General features: G+C 67.2%; 18 protein-coding genes. 11 read left to right on the forward strand and 7 right to left on the reverse strand.

What is annotated here, in order from left to right:
• Nucleotides 1–7 precede the first annotated feature (7 nt).
• The 6 genes from HPC46_RS05570 to HPC46_RS05595 all read left to right on the forward strand — a co-directional run bounded on the left by HPC46_RS05570 (nucleotide 8) and on the right by HPC46_RS05595 (nucleotide 5,388).
• Nucleotides 8–286: an acyl-CoA carboxylase epsilon subunit gene (locus HPC46_RS05570; RefSeq protein WP_179467621.1), complete on the forward strand. Its 279-nt coding sequence runs from the start codon at nucleotides 8–10 to the stop codon at nucleotides 284–286.
• Nucleotides 283–924, forward strand: a complete 642-nt coding sequence (locus tag HPC46_RS05575) for a Maf family protein (protein WP_179467623.1) — start codon at nucleotides 283–285, stop codon at nucleotides 922–924. The genes HPC46_RS05570 and HPC46_RS05575 overlap by 4 nt, the downstream gene beginning before the upstream one ends.
• A gap of 20 nt (nucleotides 925–944) precedes the next feature.
• On the forward strand, nucleotides 945–1,829 hold the full coding sequence (locus HPC46_RS05580; protein ID WP_179467625.1) for a sulfurtransferase: 885 nt from the start codon (nucleotides 945–947) through the stop codon (nucleotides 1,827–1,829).
• Between the two features lie 2 nt (nucleotides 1,830–1,831).
• A complete protein-coding gene (locus HPC46_RS05585; protein ID WP_005140392.1) occupies nucleotides 1,832–2,245 on the forward strand; it encodes a SufE family protein in 414 nt (137 codons plus the stop codon).
• A 50-nt stretch (nucleotides 2,246–2,295) separates the two neighbouring features.
• Nucleotides 2,296–3,480, forward strand: a complete 1,185-nt coding sequence (locus tag HPC46_RS05590) for a hypothetical protein (protein WP_179467627.1) — start codon at nucleotides 2,296–2,298, stop codon at nucleotides 3,478–3,480.
• 120 nt (nucleotides 3,481–3,600) lie between these two features.
• Complete coding sequence (locus tag HPC46_RS05595; protein WP_179467629.1) at nucleotides 3,601–5,388, forward strand: acetyl/propionyl/methylcrotonyl-CoA carboxylase subunit alpha; 1,788 nt, start codon at nucleotides 3,601–3,603, stop codon at nucleotides 5,386–5,388.
• On the opposite strand, the gene HPC46_RS05600 is transcribed toward HPC46_RS05595, so the two are convergent.
• The gene (locus tag HPC46_RS05600) at nucleotides 5,381–6,103 is read right to left on the reverse strand and encodes an SDR family oxidoreductase (protein WP_179467631.1); all 723 of its coding nucleotides are present in this window, start codon (nucleotides 6,101–6,103) and stop codon (nucleotides 5,381–5,383) included. The two genes, HPC46_RS05595 and HPC46_RS05600, sit on opposite strands and share 8 nt — an antisense overlap.
• A 21-nt stretch (nucleotides 6,104–6,124) precedes the next feature.
• Here HPC46_RS05600 and HPC46_RS05605 point away from each other — a divergent pair, with 21 nt between their 5' ends.
• A complete protein-coding gene (locus tag HPC46_RS05605; protein ID WP_179467633.1) occupies nucleotides 6,125–6,472 on the forward strand; it encodes a DUF1707 SHOCT-like domain-containing protein in 348 nt (115 codons plus the stop codon).
• Nucleotide 6,473: 1 nt separating this feature from the next.
• Nucleotides 6,474–6,800 (forward strand): hypothetical protein, encoded by a 327-nt coding sequence (locus HPC46_RS05610; RefSeq protein ID WP_179467635.1) that lies wholly within the window; start codon nucleotides 6,474–6,476, stop codon nucleotides 6,798–6,800.
• Here HPC46_RS05610 and HPC46_RS05615 read toward each other — a convergent pair.
• On the reverse strand, nucleotides 6,784–7,341 hold the full coding sequence (locus tag HPC46_RS05615; RefSeq protein WP_179467637.1) for a nucleotidyltransferase family protein: 558 nt from the start codon (nucleotides 7,339–7,341) through the stop codon (nucleotides 6,784–6,786). The two genes, HPC46_RS05610 and HPC46_RS05615, sit on opposite strands and share 17 nt — an antisense overlap.
• 238 nt (nucleotides 7,342–7,579) lie before the next feature.
• Between HPC46_RS05615 and HPC46_RS05620 the strand changes: the two genes are divergently transcribed.
• Entirely contained in the window at nucleotides 7,580–7,963 is a 384-nt protein-coding gene (locus HPC46_RS05620; protein ID WP_179467639.1) for an STAS domain-containing protein, read from the forward strand.
• Here the strand turns inward: HPC46_RS05620 and HPC46_RS05625 are convergent.
• From HPC46_RS05625 to HPC46_RS05635, 3 genes are all read right to left on the reverse strand, one after another.
• The gene (locus tag HPC46_RS05625) at nucleotides 7,934–8,659 is read right to left on the reverse strand and encodes an RNA polymerase sigma factor SigF (RefSeq protein WP_233716253.1); all 726 of its coding nucleotides are present in this window, start codon (nucleotides 8,657–8,659) and stop codon (nucleotides 7,934–7,936) included. The genes HPC46_RS05620 and HPC46_RS05625 overlap by 30 nt on opposite strands.
• 62 nt (nucleotides 8,660–8,721) lie before the next feature.
• Complete coding sequence (locus tag HPC46_RS05630) at nucleotides 8,722–9,159, reverse strand: ATP-binding protein (RefSeq protein WP_179467643.1); 438 nt, start codon at nucleotides 9,157–9,159, stop codon at nucleotides 8,722–8,724.
• Between the two features lie 135 nt (nucleotides 9,160–9,294).
• Nucleotides 9,295–10,515 (reverse strand): glycosyltransferase, encoded by a 1,221-nt coding sequence (locus tag HPC46_RS05635; protein WP_179467645.1) that lies wholly within the window; start codon nucleotides 10,513–10,515, stop codon nucleotides 9,295–9,297.
• Nucleotides 10,516–11,035: 520 nt separating this feature from the next.
• Here HPC46_RS05635 and HPC46_RS05640 point away from each other — a divergent pair.
• Both HPC46_RS05640 and mbp1 read left to right on the forward strand, forming a co-directional pair.
• Nucleotides 11,036–11,248: a hypothetical protein gene (locus HPC46_RS05640; RefSeq protein ID WP_179467647.1), complete on the forward strand. Its 213-nt coding sequence runs from the start codon at nucleotides 11,036–11,038 to the stop codon at nucleotides 11,246–11,248.
• 277 nt (nucleotides 11,249–11,525) lie between these two features.
• Nucleotides 11,526–11,765, forward strand: coding sequence for a microaggregate-binding protein 1 (gene mbp1, locus HPC46_RS05645; RefSeq protein WP_179467649.1), 240 nt, complete (start codon nucleotides 11,526–11,528; stop codon nucleotides 11,763–11,765).
• 61 nt (nucleotides 11,766–11,826) lie between these two features.
• On the opposite strand, the gene HPC46_RS05650 is transcribed toward mbp1, so the two are convergent.
• Together HPC46_RS05650 and lat are read right to left on the reverse strand one after the other, a co-directional pair.
• The gene (locus HPC46_RS05650) at nucleotides 11,827–12,501 is read right to left on the reverse strand and encodes a sensor domain-containing protein (RefSeq protein WP_179467651.1); all 675 of its coding nucleotides are present in this window, start codon (nucleotides 12,499–12,501) and stop codon (nucleotides 11,827–11,829) included.
• Nucleotides 12,502–12,512: 11 nt separating this feature from the next.
• Nucleotides 12,513–13,847, reverse strand: a complete 1,335-nt coding sequence (lat, locus tag HPC46_RS05655; protein WP_179467665.1) for an L-lysine 6-transaminase — start codon at nucleotides 13,845–13,847, stop codon at nucleotides 12,513–12,515.
• Nucleotides 13,848–13,852: the final 5 nt, after the last annotated feature.

Raw genomic sequence — 13,852 nt, forward strand, 5'->3', positions numbered from 1 at the left:
TACACCCGTGAGCAAGCACGAGGACATCACCGAACTCAGTGATCCCCGGGACATCACGCTGGACAACCCGGAACCGCTGCCCGCCGAGATCCGCATCGAGAAGGGCAACCCGAGCGACGTAGATATCGCCGCCCTGGTCACCGTGCTGGCTGCCGCCAGTGGCGGCAATCCCGCACCCGGCCCGCAGGAACTCAACCTGTGGGGCCACCCCGTCGACAAGCTGCGCTACGGCATCTCGAGCTGGCAGCGGGTCACGCTCTTGGAGCGCATGCACCTCCGCAGGTGACCCGGGTCGTTCTCGGCTCGGCGTCATCCGGCCGGCTTCGCGTGCTGCGCAACGCCGGTATCGACCCGCTGGTCGTGGTCTCGGGTGTGGACGAGGACGCGATCGTCGAGCACCTGGGAACCGAGGCCGAACCCGGTGACGTCGTCACCGCCCTTGCCAAGGCCAAAGCCCGCGCGGTCCACCAGGTCCTGGACGGCGGCGTCACCTCGGATTGCGTTGTGATCGGCTGCGATTCGATGCTCTATGTCGACGGCCGCTTATCAGGCAAGCCGGAAACGCCCGAACAGGCCGCGCTGCAATGGGATTCGATGGCCGGGCACGACGGTCTGCTCTACACCGGCCACTGCGTCATCCGGGTCCTGCACGGCGGCGCCGTCCACACCGCCACTGCGGCCGAGGTCACCCGGGTGCGATTCGCCTCCCCCGGTCCTACCGACCTCGCGGCTTATCTGGCCACCGGTGAGCCGCTTCAGGTTGCCGGTGCGTTCACCCTCGACGGGCTCGGCGGCTGGTTCGTCGACGGCATCGACGGCGATCCGTCCAACGTGGTGGGCCTGGGGCTGTCGGTGACGCATCGGCTGTTCAAGGACGTCGGCCTGGCGATCGGCGATCTATGGGCGGCCAATCCGGTTAGCTGATCAGCGGTAGGCTCGTCGTCGTGCCGCTTCCCGCAGATCCCAGCCCCACCCTCAAGGACTACGCCCACCCGGAGCGCCTTGTCACCGCCGACTGGCTGTCGGCGCACCTCGGTACCCCCGGGCTGGCCATCGTCGAGTCCGATGAGGACGTGTTGCTCTACGACATCGGCCATATCCCCGGCGCGGTGAAGGTCGACTGGCACACCGACCTCAACGACCCGCACGTGCGTGACTACATCAACGGCGAGCAGTTCGCCGAGCTGATGAACCGCAAGGGCATCTCCCGCGATGACACCGTCGTGATCTACGGCGACAAGAGCAACTGGTGGGCGGCCTACGCGCTGTGGGTGTTCACGCTGTTCGGCCATCAGGATGTCCGGCTGCTCAACGGCGGACGCGATCTGTGGATCTCCGACGGCCGCGACACCACGCTCGATGTGCCCGCAAAGACCGGTTCCGGGTACCCGGTCGTCGAGCGCAACGACGCCGCCATTCGCGCCTTCAAGGACGACGTGCTTGGCTCCCTTGGCCATTCGACGCTGATCGACGTTCGCTCCCCCCAGGAATACACCGGCGAGCGCACCCACATGCCCGACTACCCGGAGGAGGGTGCCCTGCGCGGCGGCCACATCCCCACCGCGGTGTCGGTGCCGTGGGCCAGGGCCGCCGACGACAGCGGCCGGTTCCGCAACCGCGCCGAGCTGGAAGAGGTCTACTCCTTCGTCGAGCCCGGGGACGACATCATCGCCTACTGCCGCATCGGCGAGCGGTCCAGCCACACCTGGTTCGTGCTGACCTACCTGCTCGGCATTCCCGGTGTCCGCAACTACGACGGCTCCTGGACGGAATGGGGCAACACGGTCCGGGTGCCCGTCGTGGCCGGTGAGCAACCGGGCAGCCTGTGACGATGCCCGCGCCGCTGGCCGAGGTCGTCTCTGACTTCGGCGACGTGCAGGGCCAGGACAAGCTCAAGCTGCTGCTGGAGTTCGCCGACGAGTTGCCCGCGCTGCCCGCCGACCTCGAAGAGTCGGCCATGGAGCCGGTGCCGGAATGCCAGTCGCCGTTGTTCCTCCACGTCGACGCCTCCGATGCCGATCATGTGCGGCTGTTCTTCAGTGCGCCCGCGGAGGCGCCGACCACGCGTGGGTTCGCCTCGATCCTGGCCACCGGGCTCGATGGCCAGTCGAAGGCCGACATCTTGGCCGTGCCCGACGACTTCTACTCCGAGCTGGGCCTTGCGGCGCTGATCAGTCCGCTACGGCTGCGCGGCATGTCGGCGATGCTGGCCCGGATCAAGCGCCGTCTGCGGGCCACGGCGTAGCGGAGGTCGGTTTGCTTCGCCGGAGTAACGCCAGCGGCCTCGATCGGCTGATGGCGGGCACACGGTATGTGGGTTGCCTCGAGAACGTCGTCGTCCCGCAGCGCGATCTGGTGGCCGCAGCGCTGGACATCATCACCCGATCCGGACCGCACACCCGGCTCGGGTTGACCCCCGATGCGCGGGCATGGCGGTGGAGCTGGGCAGCCGAGTCCGCGCCCGAGATACGCGAGCTGCCCAGTGAGGTCGCCGATCGTGGAACCACCGCGGTACTCGAGTACATCCGCAACCTCATGGTCCCCCGCGGTCCGGTCGACGTCTACCTCTCCGACCGCCACATCGCATTCGACATCGATCATGGCCTCGGCGATGCGCGCCTCTACATCGATTGTGTGACAACACTTTTCGAACTCATTCGAGGAGCGGGCTCGAGTTGGTTGCGGGATCGGGACACCCCGATCCCGGTCATCCACGCGCTGGCCCACACCTTCGCGAACCCGAGCCGGCTGCGCAGCGCGTGGACCGAAGCCAGGCAGCGCGCCACTCCCGTCCGAAGCCGATCCGCCGCCGGTGCACCCGCAGCCCCGCCGCCCTCGGCAGCGGTGCAGGTGATCCACGTCGACGCCGCCACCGAGCGCGAAGTGGACGACTGGCGAGCGGCCGACGGCGCCGGCGTCAGCCGAGCGGTCGCCTGGCTCGTCATCGTCCGCACGGCATTGGCCCAGGCCGGACTGCCCCTCACCGACGCGCTGCGACTCGTCGTCGACTGCCGCCGCTATCTGCGGCCCCATGACCGCGTCAACGCGAACTTCATCTCAGGACTCAGCGTCCAGGCCGGGCTGGACGCACCGGTCGGCGCCATCGACGCCGCGGTGAAAGCGCGCCTGGATGCGGCCTTGCCGCTGCTCGCGCTGACTTCCACGTCGGCCCGAAACCTGGCCGCGCCGCTCAGCGCGACACGCGCGCAGCGCGCGCCCGCCGACACCCCCGTCGAGCTGGCCTACTCAGACGTCGGCAGGCTGTCCCCGTTCGAGCACCTGCCATGGCTCCCCGACCGCCCCCGGTCGATCAATGCGGCCCTGCAGCCGTGGGCGCCGGCGGATATTTCGGTGTTCAGCGGCACGATCGGCCGCGAACGCAGCATCACGGTGTCCTACCACGACGACGTGCACGACAGTCGTCTCCTGCAGGAAGCCGCCGAGGTGATCCGCACAGACCCGATCCGATTGCTCAGATAGAGACGAACTTACTCATTAGTAGGGGTACCAGCTGATTCGTGTCTAACGAGCGGCGCTTACACTGCCGTGCGAACCTATTTTTAAAGAACGTTCTTAAGATCACGCAAAGCAGGAGGCGCGGTGCCCAGTCAGACCATCTCCAAAGTCCTCGTCGCCAACCGTGGAGAAATCGCGGTCCGGGTGATCCGGGCGGCCCGGGATGCGGGACTGGCCAGCGTGGCGGTGTACGCCGAGCCCGACGCCGAGGCACCGCACGTCCGGCTGGCCGATGAGGCCTTCGCCCTGGGCGGTCAGACCTCCGCGGAGTCCTACCTGGACTTCGGCAAGATCCTCGACGCCGCGGCCAAGTCCGGTGCCAACGCGATCCATCCCGGCTACGGCTTCTTGAGCGAGAACGCCGACTTCGCCCAGGCCGTCCTCGACGCCGGGCTGATCTGGATCGGGCCGAGCCCGCAGTCCATCCGCGACCTCGGTGACAAGGTCACCGCCCGCCACATCGCCGCGCGCGCCCAGGCGCCGCTGGTGCCCGGCACCCCCGACCCGGTCAAGGACGCCGACGAGGTCGTCGCCTTCGCCAAGGAGTACGGCGTGCCGGTCGCGATCAAGGCGGCGTTCGGCGGCGGCGGCCGCGGCATGAAGGTGGCCCGCACCATCGAAGAGATCCCCGAGCTGTTCGAGTCCGCGACCCGCGAGGCCGTCGCCGCATTCGGGCGCGGCGAATGCTTCGTCGAGCGCTACCTGGACAAGCCGCGCCACGTCGAAGCTCAGGTCATCGCCGACACCCACGGCAATGTCGTGGTCGCCGGCACCCGCGACTGCTCGCTGCAACGCCGCTTCCAGAAGCTGGTGGAAGAGGCTCCCGCCCCCTTCCTGACCGACGCGCAGCGCAAGGAGATCCACGAGTCCGCCAAGCGCATCTGCAAGGAAGCCGGCTATTACGGCGCGGGCACGGTCGAGTACCTGGTCGGCCAGGACGGCCTGATCTCCTTCCTCGAGGTGAACACCCGCCTGCAGGTGGAACACCCGGTCACCGAAGAGACCGCGGGCATCGACCTGGTGCAGCAGCAATTCAAGATCGCCAACGGCGAAAAGCTGGACATCACTGAGGATCCCACCCCGCGTGGGCACGCCATCGAGTTCCGCATCAACGGCGAGGACGCCGGCCGCGGCTTCCTGCCGGCTCCCGGTCCGGTCACCCGTTACGACATCCCCACCGGTCCCGGCGTCCGGCTGGATTCCGGTGTGGAGGCCGGCTCGGTCATCGGCGGCCAGTTCGACTCGATGCTGTCCAAGTTGATCGTGTACGGCGCCACCCGCGAGGAGGCGCTGGCGCGGTCTCGGCGTGCGCTCGACGAGTTCCACGTCGAAGGTCTGGCGACCGTCATCCCGTTCCACCGCGCGGTGGTCAGCGACCCGGCCTTCATCGGCGACGGCGAGAGCTTCGACGTGCACACCCGCTGGATCGAGACCGAGTGGAACAACACCGTCGAGCCGTTCACCGGCGGTGGCCCGGTCGATGAGGAAGAAGCCCAGCCGCGGCAGAAAGTCGTCGTGGAGGTCGGCGGCCGCCGCGTCGAGGTTTCGCTGCCCGGTGACCTGGCGCTCGGCAACGGCTCCGGCCCGGCCGAGTCCGGTGCCATCCGGAAGAAGCCGAAGGCCCGCAAGCGTGGCGCCCACGCCGGCGCCGCCGCGTCCGGTGACGCGGTGACCGCGCCGATGCAGGGCACCGTGGTGAAGGTCGCCGTCGAAGAAGGTCAGACGGTGGCCACCGGTGATCTCGTGGTGGTGCTCGAGGCCATGAAGATGGAGAACCCGGTGACCGCCCACAAGGACGGTGTCATCACCGGGCTGGCAGTCGAGGCAGGTGCCGCGATCACCCAGGGCACGGTCCTGGCCGAGATCAAGTAAAGCGGGCTGTTCCCAGCACCGCGCCGTTCCCGGTGACCAGGCTGTCGGCGTCCACCCGGGCGCCGAAGTAGGTCACCTCGGGGTCGACGACGATCGTGCGGTGCTCGCCCTTGCGGGCCAGCACGATGCGGGCCAGTTCGGCGAAAGTGATCTTGTCGGGCCCGCCGAGTTCCACGATTCCCATCGGCGATCCGACCGCGGCACGTGCCACGTGTTCGGCGACTTCCGCGGCCGCGATCGGCTGGATCCGCGCATCGGGCACCCGCACCACGTCGCCCTCGGTCATGCTCGCCACGATCATGTCCGCGAACTCGTCGAACTGGGTCGCACGCAGGATCGTGTAGGGCAGCCCGGCGGCTTCGATCAGCGTCTCTTGCGCCACCTTGGCGCGCATGTAGCCGCTCATCTGCAGCCGGGTCACCCCGACGATCGACAGCGCGACATAGTGCGCCACCCCCGCGGCCCTGGCCGCCCCGACGAGAGTGCGGGTGGCGGTGCTGAAGAACTCCAGCACCGGTTCGTCCTCGTACGACGGCGAATTCAGCACATCGACAAGGACATGCGTGTCGCGCAGTGCGTCGGCGACCCCCTCCCCCGTCAGCACGTCGACACCCGACGTCCGCGACGCCGCCATCACCTCGTGCCCCTCAGCGGTCAGCAGGTCCACGACCTGCCGCCCGATCTGCCCGCTCGCTCCAAACACCGCTATGCGCATGCCATCCAGCATGATGTTCTCGTGACTGAGGATCCAGACCGGGTTCGGCTTGGCACTGCCGAACGTGAAGGGGCGATGGCGTTGCTCGGCAGGCAGTTCTCCGAAGGCCGGCTCAACCCCGACGAGTTCTCCGAGCGCAGCGCCGCGATCGCCGCCGCGGTGACCCGTGCCGATCTCGAACCCATCTTCGCCGACCTGCCGGCCAAACCCGGTGCGGCCACGGCCTCGAGCATCGAACGCTCGCGTGACTGGCGGGCCATCGTGATGGCGCTCATCCCGCTCGTCGCATTGGGATTCACCATCCTGGTACCGCACGGCTGGCTGGCCTGGCTGGCACTTCCGATCCTCGGCATCCTGCTCTACCGCTGATATGGATCCCGTCGAAATCAACGCCGGCGCTTGGTATTTGCGTGCGCTGCGCGCCGACGAGCGGATCGATGACCGGCCCGCTCTCGCCGAACTGGGCGAAACCGATCCGAATTACGTGGCCGCGCGTACAGCGCAGTGGGCGGACGAGACCGGCTACTCGTGGGCGGTGTGCGAACCGACGACCGGCGAACTGCTGGCCGAGGTCACGATCGACCCGGCCGGCGCGAGGTTGTCGACGCGGGCCCGGCCCGGCCATGACGATGCCGCCGAAGTGGCCGCCGCCGCCGTGCGCCGCTTCGCTGCGGCTGCCCTCAACCTGACGGTGTAGGCGTATCGATGTCCATCCCGGTGGCCAGGTCGGCGCAGTCGACGGTCACCACACCGGCCCGCCCGGCCAGGAAGCGGCGTGCACCTTCGTCGCCGTGCAGCGTTTCGACCAGCGCGGGCCAGTGCGCACGCGCGATGACGACGGGGTGCCCGGGCCGCCCGCCGTAGGTGGCTCGCGCGATGCCGGACTGCGACGAGCGAGCGGCCTCGAGCACCCGCACGACCACGTCGGCGCCGATGTCGGGGGTGTCAACGGTGAGCAGAACGGCGAAGTCGGCATGTGACACCGCCGTCAACCCCGCTCGCAATGAGGCCCCCATCCCCTGCTGCCAGTCGTGCGCCAACACCGCGCGAGCCGGCGCCGGAACATCCACGACGGCCGCGCCCAGCACCACCACCACGTCCTCACAGCCACCGCCGGCGAGCGCCTCTACCGCTGAGCGCAACCATAGTCCTTGGGCAGCAAGAACTTTCGGCATCCCATAGCGGACTCCTGCGCCGGCGGCCAATAGCACGCCGGCTATCTGGCCGGACTTCGACATACCACCAGTGTGACTCCCCGGCGCACGCCACTCTGAAGAAGATGATTAGAACCTGCCTCCGCCGGTGTCCCGGCAACGCTGCGGTGGCGTAGTGTTCAAGACAGGTTGAGTTAACAGCCGCCCGGAACTACGTCAAAGAGTCAATGACGTGCGGGGCGTATGAGCTCCCGCACCTTACGGGCATAGCTTCTCTGACGTGATCCACAGTACGAATACTCGTTCACTGATGGAGTCACTAGTGTCTGTCATCCACTTCACCACCCAATGGTCCACCGACAATGTCGGGATCATCACCGTCCACGGCGAACTCGACGCATCCAATGCCGCCACCTTCGCCGACCATGTCGACGAGTGTGCGGCTGCGGGCACGCACCTGGTCCTGGACCTCAGTCCGCTGCAATTCTTCGGAACGGCCGGATTCTCGGCCCTGCACACCATCAACGTCCGATGTGCCAATGCCTCCGCACGATGGGCGATGGTGGCCGGCGAGGCGGTCTCCCGGCTGCTGCGGGTCTGCGATCCCGACCACACGCTGCCGGTGGCCGACTCCATCGCCGAGGCGGTCGCATTGCTCGACGGCGAGCCCCGACGGCTACTCGAGCTGGTCGCGGAGCCGAGCTAGCGACTTCGCCAGCAGCCGCGAGACGTGCATCTGTGAGATGCCGACGCGCTCGGCGATCTGAGTCTGGGTGAGCGACTCGAAGAACCGCAGCAGAAGCACGGTCCGCTCCCGCTCGGGCAATTGTTCGAGCAGCGGGCGCAACGCTTCGCGATTCTCGATCTGATCCAGGCTCAAGTCGACATCACCCAGGGTGTCGACGATCGCCGGCGCATCCTCGTCACCGCCGCTGCCACCGCTGTCGATCGACAAGGTGTTGTACGAGCTGCCGGCGACCAAGCCCTCGACGACCTCTTCGCGCTCCATGCCGAGTTCCTCGGCGAGTTCGGAGGCGGTCGGTGCGCGCCCGAGCCGCTGGGACAACTCCGAAGTCGCGGCACCGAGCCGCAGGTGCAGTTCCTTGAGCCGGCGCGGCACCTTGACCGACCAGCTGTTGTCGCGGAAGTGGCGCCGCACCTCGCCCATGATCGTGGGCACCGCGAACGACACGAAATCCGAACCGGTTTCGACGTCATAGCGGATGACTGCGTTGACCAGGCCGACGCGGGCCACCTGAACCAGGTCGTCCCGCGGTTCGCCGCGGCCGTCGAATCGGCGGGCGATGTGGTCGGCCAGCGGCAGGCACCGCTCCACGATGCTGTCGCGGTAGCGCTGCTGTTCGGCGGAGTCTGGTTCGAGCGTCGCCAGCTTCCGGAACATGTCCGGGACGTCGGCGTACTCCGAGTTCGACCGTTTCGGCGAACTATCCGTGGCTCGGGAAGTCACTGCCCGGAGCCCGCCCGCCTCGTGGTCAGAGTGATACCGAAAACCTGCCCATCGCTACCGGGCTCGTGACCGTTGTGGAACGTCTGCACATCGTCGGTCAGCGAACTCAGCACGTGCCAGCTAAAGCTGCCGGGGGTGACCACGTCATAGGTGTCGCACGTGGTCGAGGCCTCCACGACGACCACGTCGTCATGTGCATCGACTACCACCACCAGCGTCGCTTCGGGCGACGCGGAGCGGATCAGCCTGGTGCAGGCCTCGTCGACGGCCAGCCGCAGGTCCGCGACGGCGTCGAAATCCAGGTCTTCGAACGTGCCGACTGCACCGACCACGGTGCGCAGTACGGCAAGGTTCTCCAGCCTGGCAGCAACCCTGAACTCAACAGCATTGGCACCGCGTTGTGCCTCGCTGCCTCGGCTTTCGGCATCATTCATGTGGCCTCCCGGCAATGTCGACCCGACATTACTCCAGGTGCTAGCCACGGTCGTCTGGGGACCGGGTCGGCGTGCGCAGCACTACCCAGGAAGTTGTCGTCATGGTGGCACCTACATACCACCGGACAGCATGGATCAAACCTGTCGATCGCAAATTCTGGTTCGGCCGCGATCCCGTGTCACCGGCACACGCTCATAGACACCGCAGGTGTCCTCGGCCACGCGGTCCCACGAGTAGCGAGCACACGCCCGGTCCCGGCCGGCCAGGCCGAGGCTGCGTCGCAGAAATGAATCACGCAGGATCCGCGTCACCGCCTCGGCGCACTCTCGGGGCCGCTGCGGCGTCACCAACCGGCCGGTGACGTCGTCCACCACGGTGTCCACCATGCCCCCGACCGCCGAGGCGACCACCGGCACACCACAGGCCATCGCCTCCAGGGGGACCAGGCCGAACGACTCGTAGGCCGGCGTGCACGTCACCACGTCGGCGGACCGGAGCATCGCGGGCATGTCGGCATGACCGACCGCACCGGCGAACACCACACGGTCCGACACGGCCAGCCGTGCGGCCAGCGCACGAAGTCGTCGCACCTCCGGGTCATCGTCCAGACGCCCATTCTCCGGTCCCCCGACGATCACGTACTCTGCGTCGGGCATTCCGGGTAGTGCCTCGATCATGGTGTCGAAGCCATTGCGGGGCAATAACTTTCCGACAGTCAGGATGCGCGGACGGTTACTCCGCTCGGCGAGCGGACCTTCGGTGGTGAATGTCTCGACGTCCACACCGCACGGCACAACGGAGATCTGCGCGCGGGACCGGCCCAACCGGATCAAATCGAAAAGTTCGTCGGTGCACGTCGCGACGACCCAGTCGGCCTGCTTGGCGACGAGCTTCTCCAGCTTCAGCCGCGCCTCGGCGTTGTCGCCCCGCACATGGTGACGGCGCTCGGCGACGCCGAGCGTACGGAACGTTTGCACGGTCGGAATGCCCAGAGCGCGCGCGGCCAGTTGGGCTGCCAGGCCCGACATCCAGAAGTGCGCGTGCGTCACGTCCGGTGGGTCGGTGGCCCAGTTCGCAACCAGGGCTTCTGCGAACACACCCGTATGGCCGAATACGTCGCCGCTGCGCAGATGTTGAGCCGGCCCGGCGGCGATGTGCACCACCGTGTAGCCCTGCGGGGCGATCACCCGCTGCGGACTATCGGGATCGTGACGGCGGGTGTAGACCGTGACCTCGTGGCCCTGTCGCGCCAGCGCGGCAGATAGTCCGGCGACGTGGACGGCCTGGCCGCCCACCCGGTCATCGCTCGATAACGCCAACGGACATGCGCATTCGGACACCATGGCGATTTTCATCAGCGACTCCTGTCGTCGAGAAGAACCGCTGCATGTGTTTAGACAGCTACACGAGTCCGCCTACCCGCTGAACGGACACCTAAACGTGCGTAGGCCCGCTACACCAGGCCGTTCGCCGTCGGATTGACCTGAATCTGCTCGGCGGGCCGCGCACCGCCGCCGGTGTCGAACGGCACGCCCAGTCGGTCGCAGCCTTCGCCTCCCCGAACTCCGCGTCGCTCGGCCGGCAGACCACGCTCGAATTGCGGGCGACTGTAGGCATCTTCGCACGAAGGCCGATGGGGTGGTCCGCGCAGCGGCGCGTCAAAATGTCGCTGCGAGATCGCTGAGAGCCGACTTCTCTGCAGCAGAATGGCTTTCGCGGTGGTGTTGCCAGTAGACGGCACCGGAGCTTCCCGCCCGCCGACGACGACCCCTTCGACGTGGGGACGTTATGTGTTGCGCCACCGTAAATTTCAGCTGCGAAAAGTCCCGTTGGGCCAGAGCCGACGTTCCTCCCACAGGAGTAGATTGGCTGGTGATGACTGAGCGCGATTCATTTCCCGACGATGTACCCGTCGCCGATGCCGTTGAGCAAAATCGCCTGGTGGCCGAACCGGCTGACCAGGACGCCGTCGATTCCGATGAGCGGATGCGCACCGACGACGACGTCGCACCGTTGGAAGCCGACGAATCAGATTGGCAGGAACAACTCCAGGTCATCGAGGAATCGGATCAGGATGAGTTCCGATAGTTAGCCAATGTTTGGGTCCGTGGTGGCCCTGGGTACAAGTCCCTCCGAGGAAAAGCAACGTCAGCAAAGGGGGTAGGAAATGTCGAGTGCCGCTGCGGCGAGATCCGATGTCGACGACATTCGGTACTTTCGACCTAGTCGGTCCTGCGCCTACGAAGGCTGGACCGTCGCCGAGCTCAAGAAAAGGGCCAAGCAGCTTGGGATTTCGGGCTATTCCGGCCTGAGCAAAGAAAAGTTGATCTCACTGATCCGTAGTTATTGACAGAAGGGATGTTTCATGTCCGACAGCAAGAACAGCGGACCGGAAGAGGGCATCAAGGGCGTCGTCGAGGACGTCAAAGGCAAGGCCAAGGAAGTTGTGGGCACAGTCACAGGTCGCGACGACTTGGTGAATGAAGGCAAGGCTCAACAGGACAAGGCCGAGGCACAACGCGATGCCGCCAAGAAGGAAGCCGAAGCAGAGGCCGCCCGCGCGGGCGCCAAAGCCGCTGAGGCACGCCAAGAGTCCTACCAGTAGCGCTGAATCGACGACGAAGGCCCAGCCGTTCGGCTGGGCCTTTTGTCGTCGGTGTGTGCGGTTAACGCCCGGACAGCTCCCAGACGCTCGCCGACATACGGTCGGTCATCGTGGTCACGGTGACCTGGCCGGTGTCATCGCCCTGGCAGGCCATCGCCTGCACGATGGCGTTATTGCGCAGCCTGGCCTCGGCGAAGCAGGTCCAGTCGAAAGGAATGCCGAGCTGTTCCTTGCTCCAGCGCACAGTGTCGGCGTTGATCTCCGGAACCGTGAACTTCCACGCGGCGTCCCCGCCGGTGCTCAGTGCCCGCTGGCCGTCACAGGCCTTGGCGTTCTTGGTGCCGGTGGCAAACTGTGCCGCCGCAGCGGCGCCGTCGGGATAGATCGCGACGGCCTCGGCCACGACGTGATCGTGCCTGTCACCGTCGGTGAACAGCATCACGTGCAGGCCCAGCCACTTCTCGCCGAGGAACGCGGCCATGCCGGCAGCGTCTAGCGCCGAGCAGGCCGGTACCGCAGACGATCCGGGGATCGGCCGGGTCTGGTCGGCCTCGGTTTGCAGTTTGACCCCGACGATGTCGTGCAGCTGCGCCGGGCCGATCAGCACCTGATCGGTGTCGCCGGCGCGCAACGGCGTGATGCCCTGCGCCGGATTGGGCACCGCGCTGCCTGCGACGGTCTGCGCGCACCCGGCGAGCACCACCGCCGCCACGCCGAGCACCGCGGGCAGCCGCATGAGACCGAATGCTAGACCGCCGCGAGCAATACCTCTCTCAAGGCAGCCAGCGCGCGGTCGATCTCCGCGCGTGTCACAGTGAGCGCCGGGCGGAACCGCACGCTGTCCGCACCGCTGCCGAGCATGATCACACCGCGCTCCCACAGGGCGGACAGCACGGCGTCGCGGCGCTCGGGACTGGGCAGGCTGAAGGCACACATCAAGCCCCGGCCCCGAACGTCGCGAACGGTATCGGGCCGCTGCCGGGCCAGGTCGCCGAGCCCGGCGAGCAGGTAGGCGCCCATCTCGGCGGCATTGGCGAACAGGCTGTCGGCCTCGACGGTCTCCAGGATCCGTCGTGAGCGGACCATGTCGACGAGGTTGCCTCCCCAGGTCGAGTTGATCCGGGAGCTGACGGCGAAGACGTTGTCGGGAACCTCGTCGACCCGCCGGCCGGCCATGACCCCGCATACCTGTGTCTTCTTGCCGAACGCGACGACATCCGGGGTGAAGCCGAGCTGTTGGTAAGCCCACGCGCTACCGGTGATGCCGCAGCCGGTCTGCACCTCGTCGGCGATCATCAGCGCGTCGTAGGAGTCACACAGCGCGCGCATCGCCGCGAAGAACTGCGGGCGGAAGTGCCGGTCGCCACCCTCGCCCTGGATGGGCTCGGCGATGAAGCAGGCGATGTCGTTCGGGTGAGCGTCGAAGGCCGCGCGGGCTTGGCGCAGCGATTCTGCCTCCAGGACGTCCATATCGGCGCCAGCACGCACATACGGTGCGTCGATGCGCGGCCAGTCGAACTTGGGGAACCGCGCCACCTTGACGGGGTCGGTGTTGGTCAACGACAGCGTGTAGCCGCTGCGCCCGTGGAAAGCGCCGCGCAAGTGCAGGACCCGGGTGCCGAGCGCGGGGTCGATCCCGTGCGCTTCGTTGTGCCGGCTCTTCCAGTCGAAAGCCACCTTCAGCGCGTTCTCCACCGCCAGCGCGCCGCCGTCGACGAAGAACAGATGCGGGAGGGCGGGGTCGCCGAGCACCCGGGCGAACGTCTCGACGAAGCGGGCCATCGGCACGGTGTAGACATCGGAGTTGGACGGCTTGTTGATCGCAGCCTGGGCCAGTTCGGCGCGAAACGCCGCGTCGCCGGCCAGCGCGGGGTGGTTCATGCCCAGCGCCGACGAGGCGAAGAACGTGAACATGTCCAGGTAGCGGCGGCCGTCGCGGGCGTCGACCAGCCACGAACCCGACGACCGTTCGAGATCGAGGACCAGATCAAGTCCGTCGGCCAGAATGCTGCGGGCCAGCACGGTACGGACGTTCGCAGGCGTCACCGCCGACACGTCGTCTCGCGACAAGAGTTCCGTCATGCGAC

The sequence above is a fragment of the Mycolicibacterium vinylchloridicum genome, assembly GCF_013404075.1.
Lineage (GTDB): Bacteria > Actinomycetota > Actinomycetes > Mycobacteriales > Mycobacteriaceae > Mycobacterium > Mycobacterium vinylchloridicum.

What these genes read in the sequence shown, in the direction of transcription:
- HPC46_RS05615 (WP_179467637.1), bottom strand. Translation starts at nt 7,341, where the DNA reads ATGTCGAAGTCCGGCCAGATAGCCGGCGTGCTATTGGCCGCCGGCGCA.
- HPC46_RS05600 (WP_179467631.1), bottom strand. Translation starts at nt 6,103, where the DNA reads ATGCGCATAGCGGTGTTTGGAGCGAGCGGGCAGATCGGGCGGCAGGTC.
- HPC46_RS05585 (WP_005140392.1), top strand. Translation starts at nt 1,832, where the DNA reads ATGCCCGCGCCGCTGGCCGAGGTCGTCTCTGACTTCGGCGACGTGCAG.
- HPC46_RS05640 (WP_179467647.1), top strand. Translation starts at nt 11,036, where the DNA reads ATGACTGAGCGCGATTCATTTCCCGACGATGTACCCGTCGCCGATGCC.
- HPC46_RS05610 (WP_179467635.1), top strand. Translation starts at nt 6,474, where the DNA reads ATGGATCCCGTCGAAATCAACGCCGGCGCTTGGTATTTGCGTGCGCTG.
- HPC46_RS05590 (WP_179467627.1), top strand. Translation starts at nt 2,296, where the DNA reads ATGGCGGGCACACGGTATGTGGGTTGCCTCGAGAACGTCGTCGTCCCG.
- mbp1 (WP_179467649.1), top strand. Translation starts at nt 11,526, where the DNA reads ATGTCCGACAGCAAGAACAGCGGACCGGAAGAGGGCATCAAGGGCGTC.
- HPC46_RS05650 (WP_179467651.1), bottom strand. Translation starts at nt 12,501, where the DNA reads ATGCGGCTGCCCGCGGTGCTCGGCGTGGCGGCGGTGGTGCTCGCCGGG.
- HPC46_RS05635 (WP_179467645.1), bottom strand. Translation starts at nt 10,515, where the DNA reads ATGAAAATCGCCATGGTGTCCGAATGCGCATGTCCGTTGGCGTTATCG.
- HPC46_RS05630 (WP_179467643.1), bottom strand. Translation starts at nt 9,159, where the DNA reads ATGAATGATGCCGAAAGCCGAGGCAGCGAGGCACAACGCGGTGCCAAT.
- HPC46_RS05625 (WP_233716253.1), bottom strand. Translation starts at nt 8,659, where the DNA reads ATGTTCCGGAAGCTGGCGACGCTCGAACCAGACTCCGCCGAACAGCAG.
- lat (WP_179467665.1), bottom strand. Translation starts at nt 13,847, where the DNA reads ATGACGGAACTCTTGTCGCGAGACGACGTGTCGGCGGTGACGCCTGCG.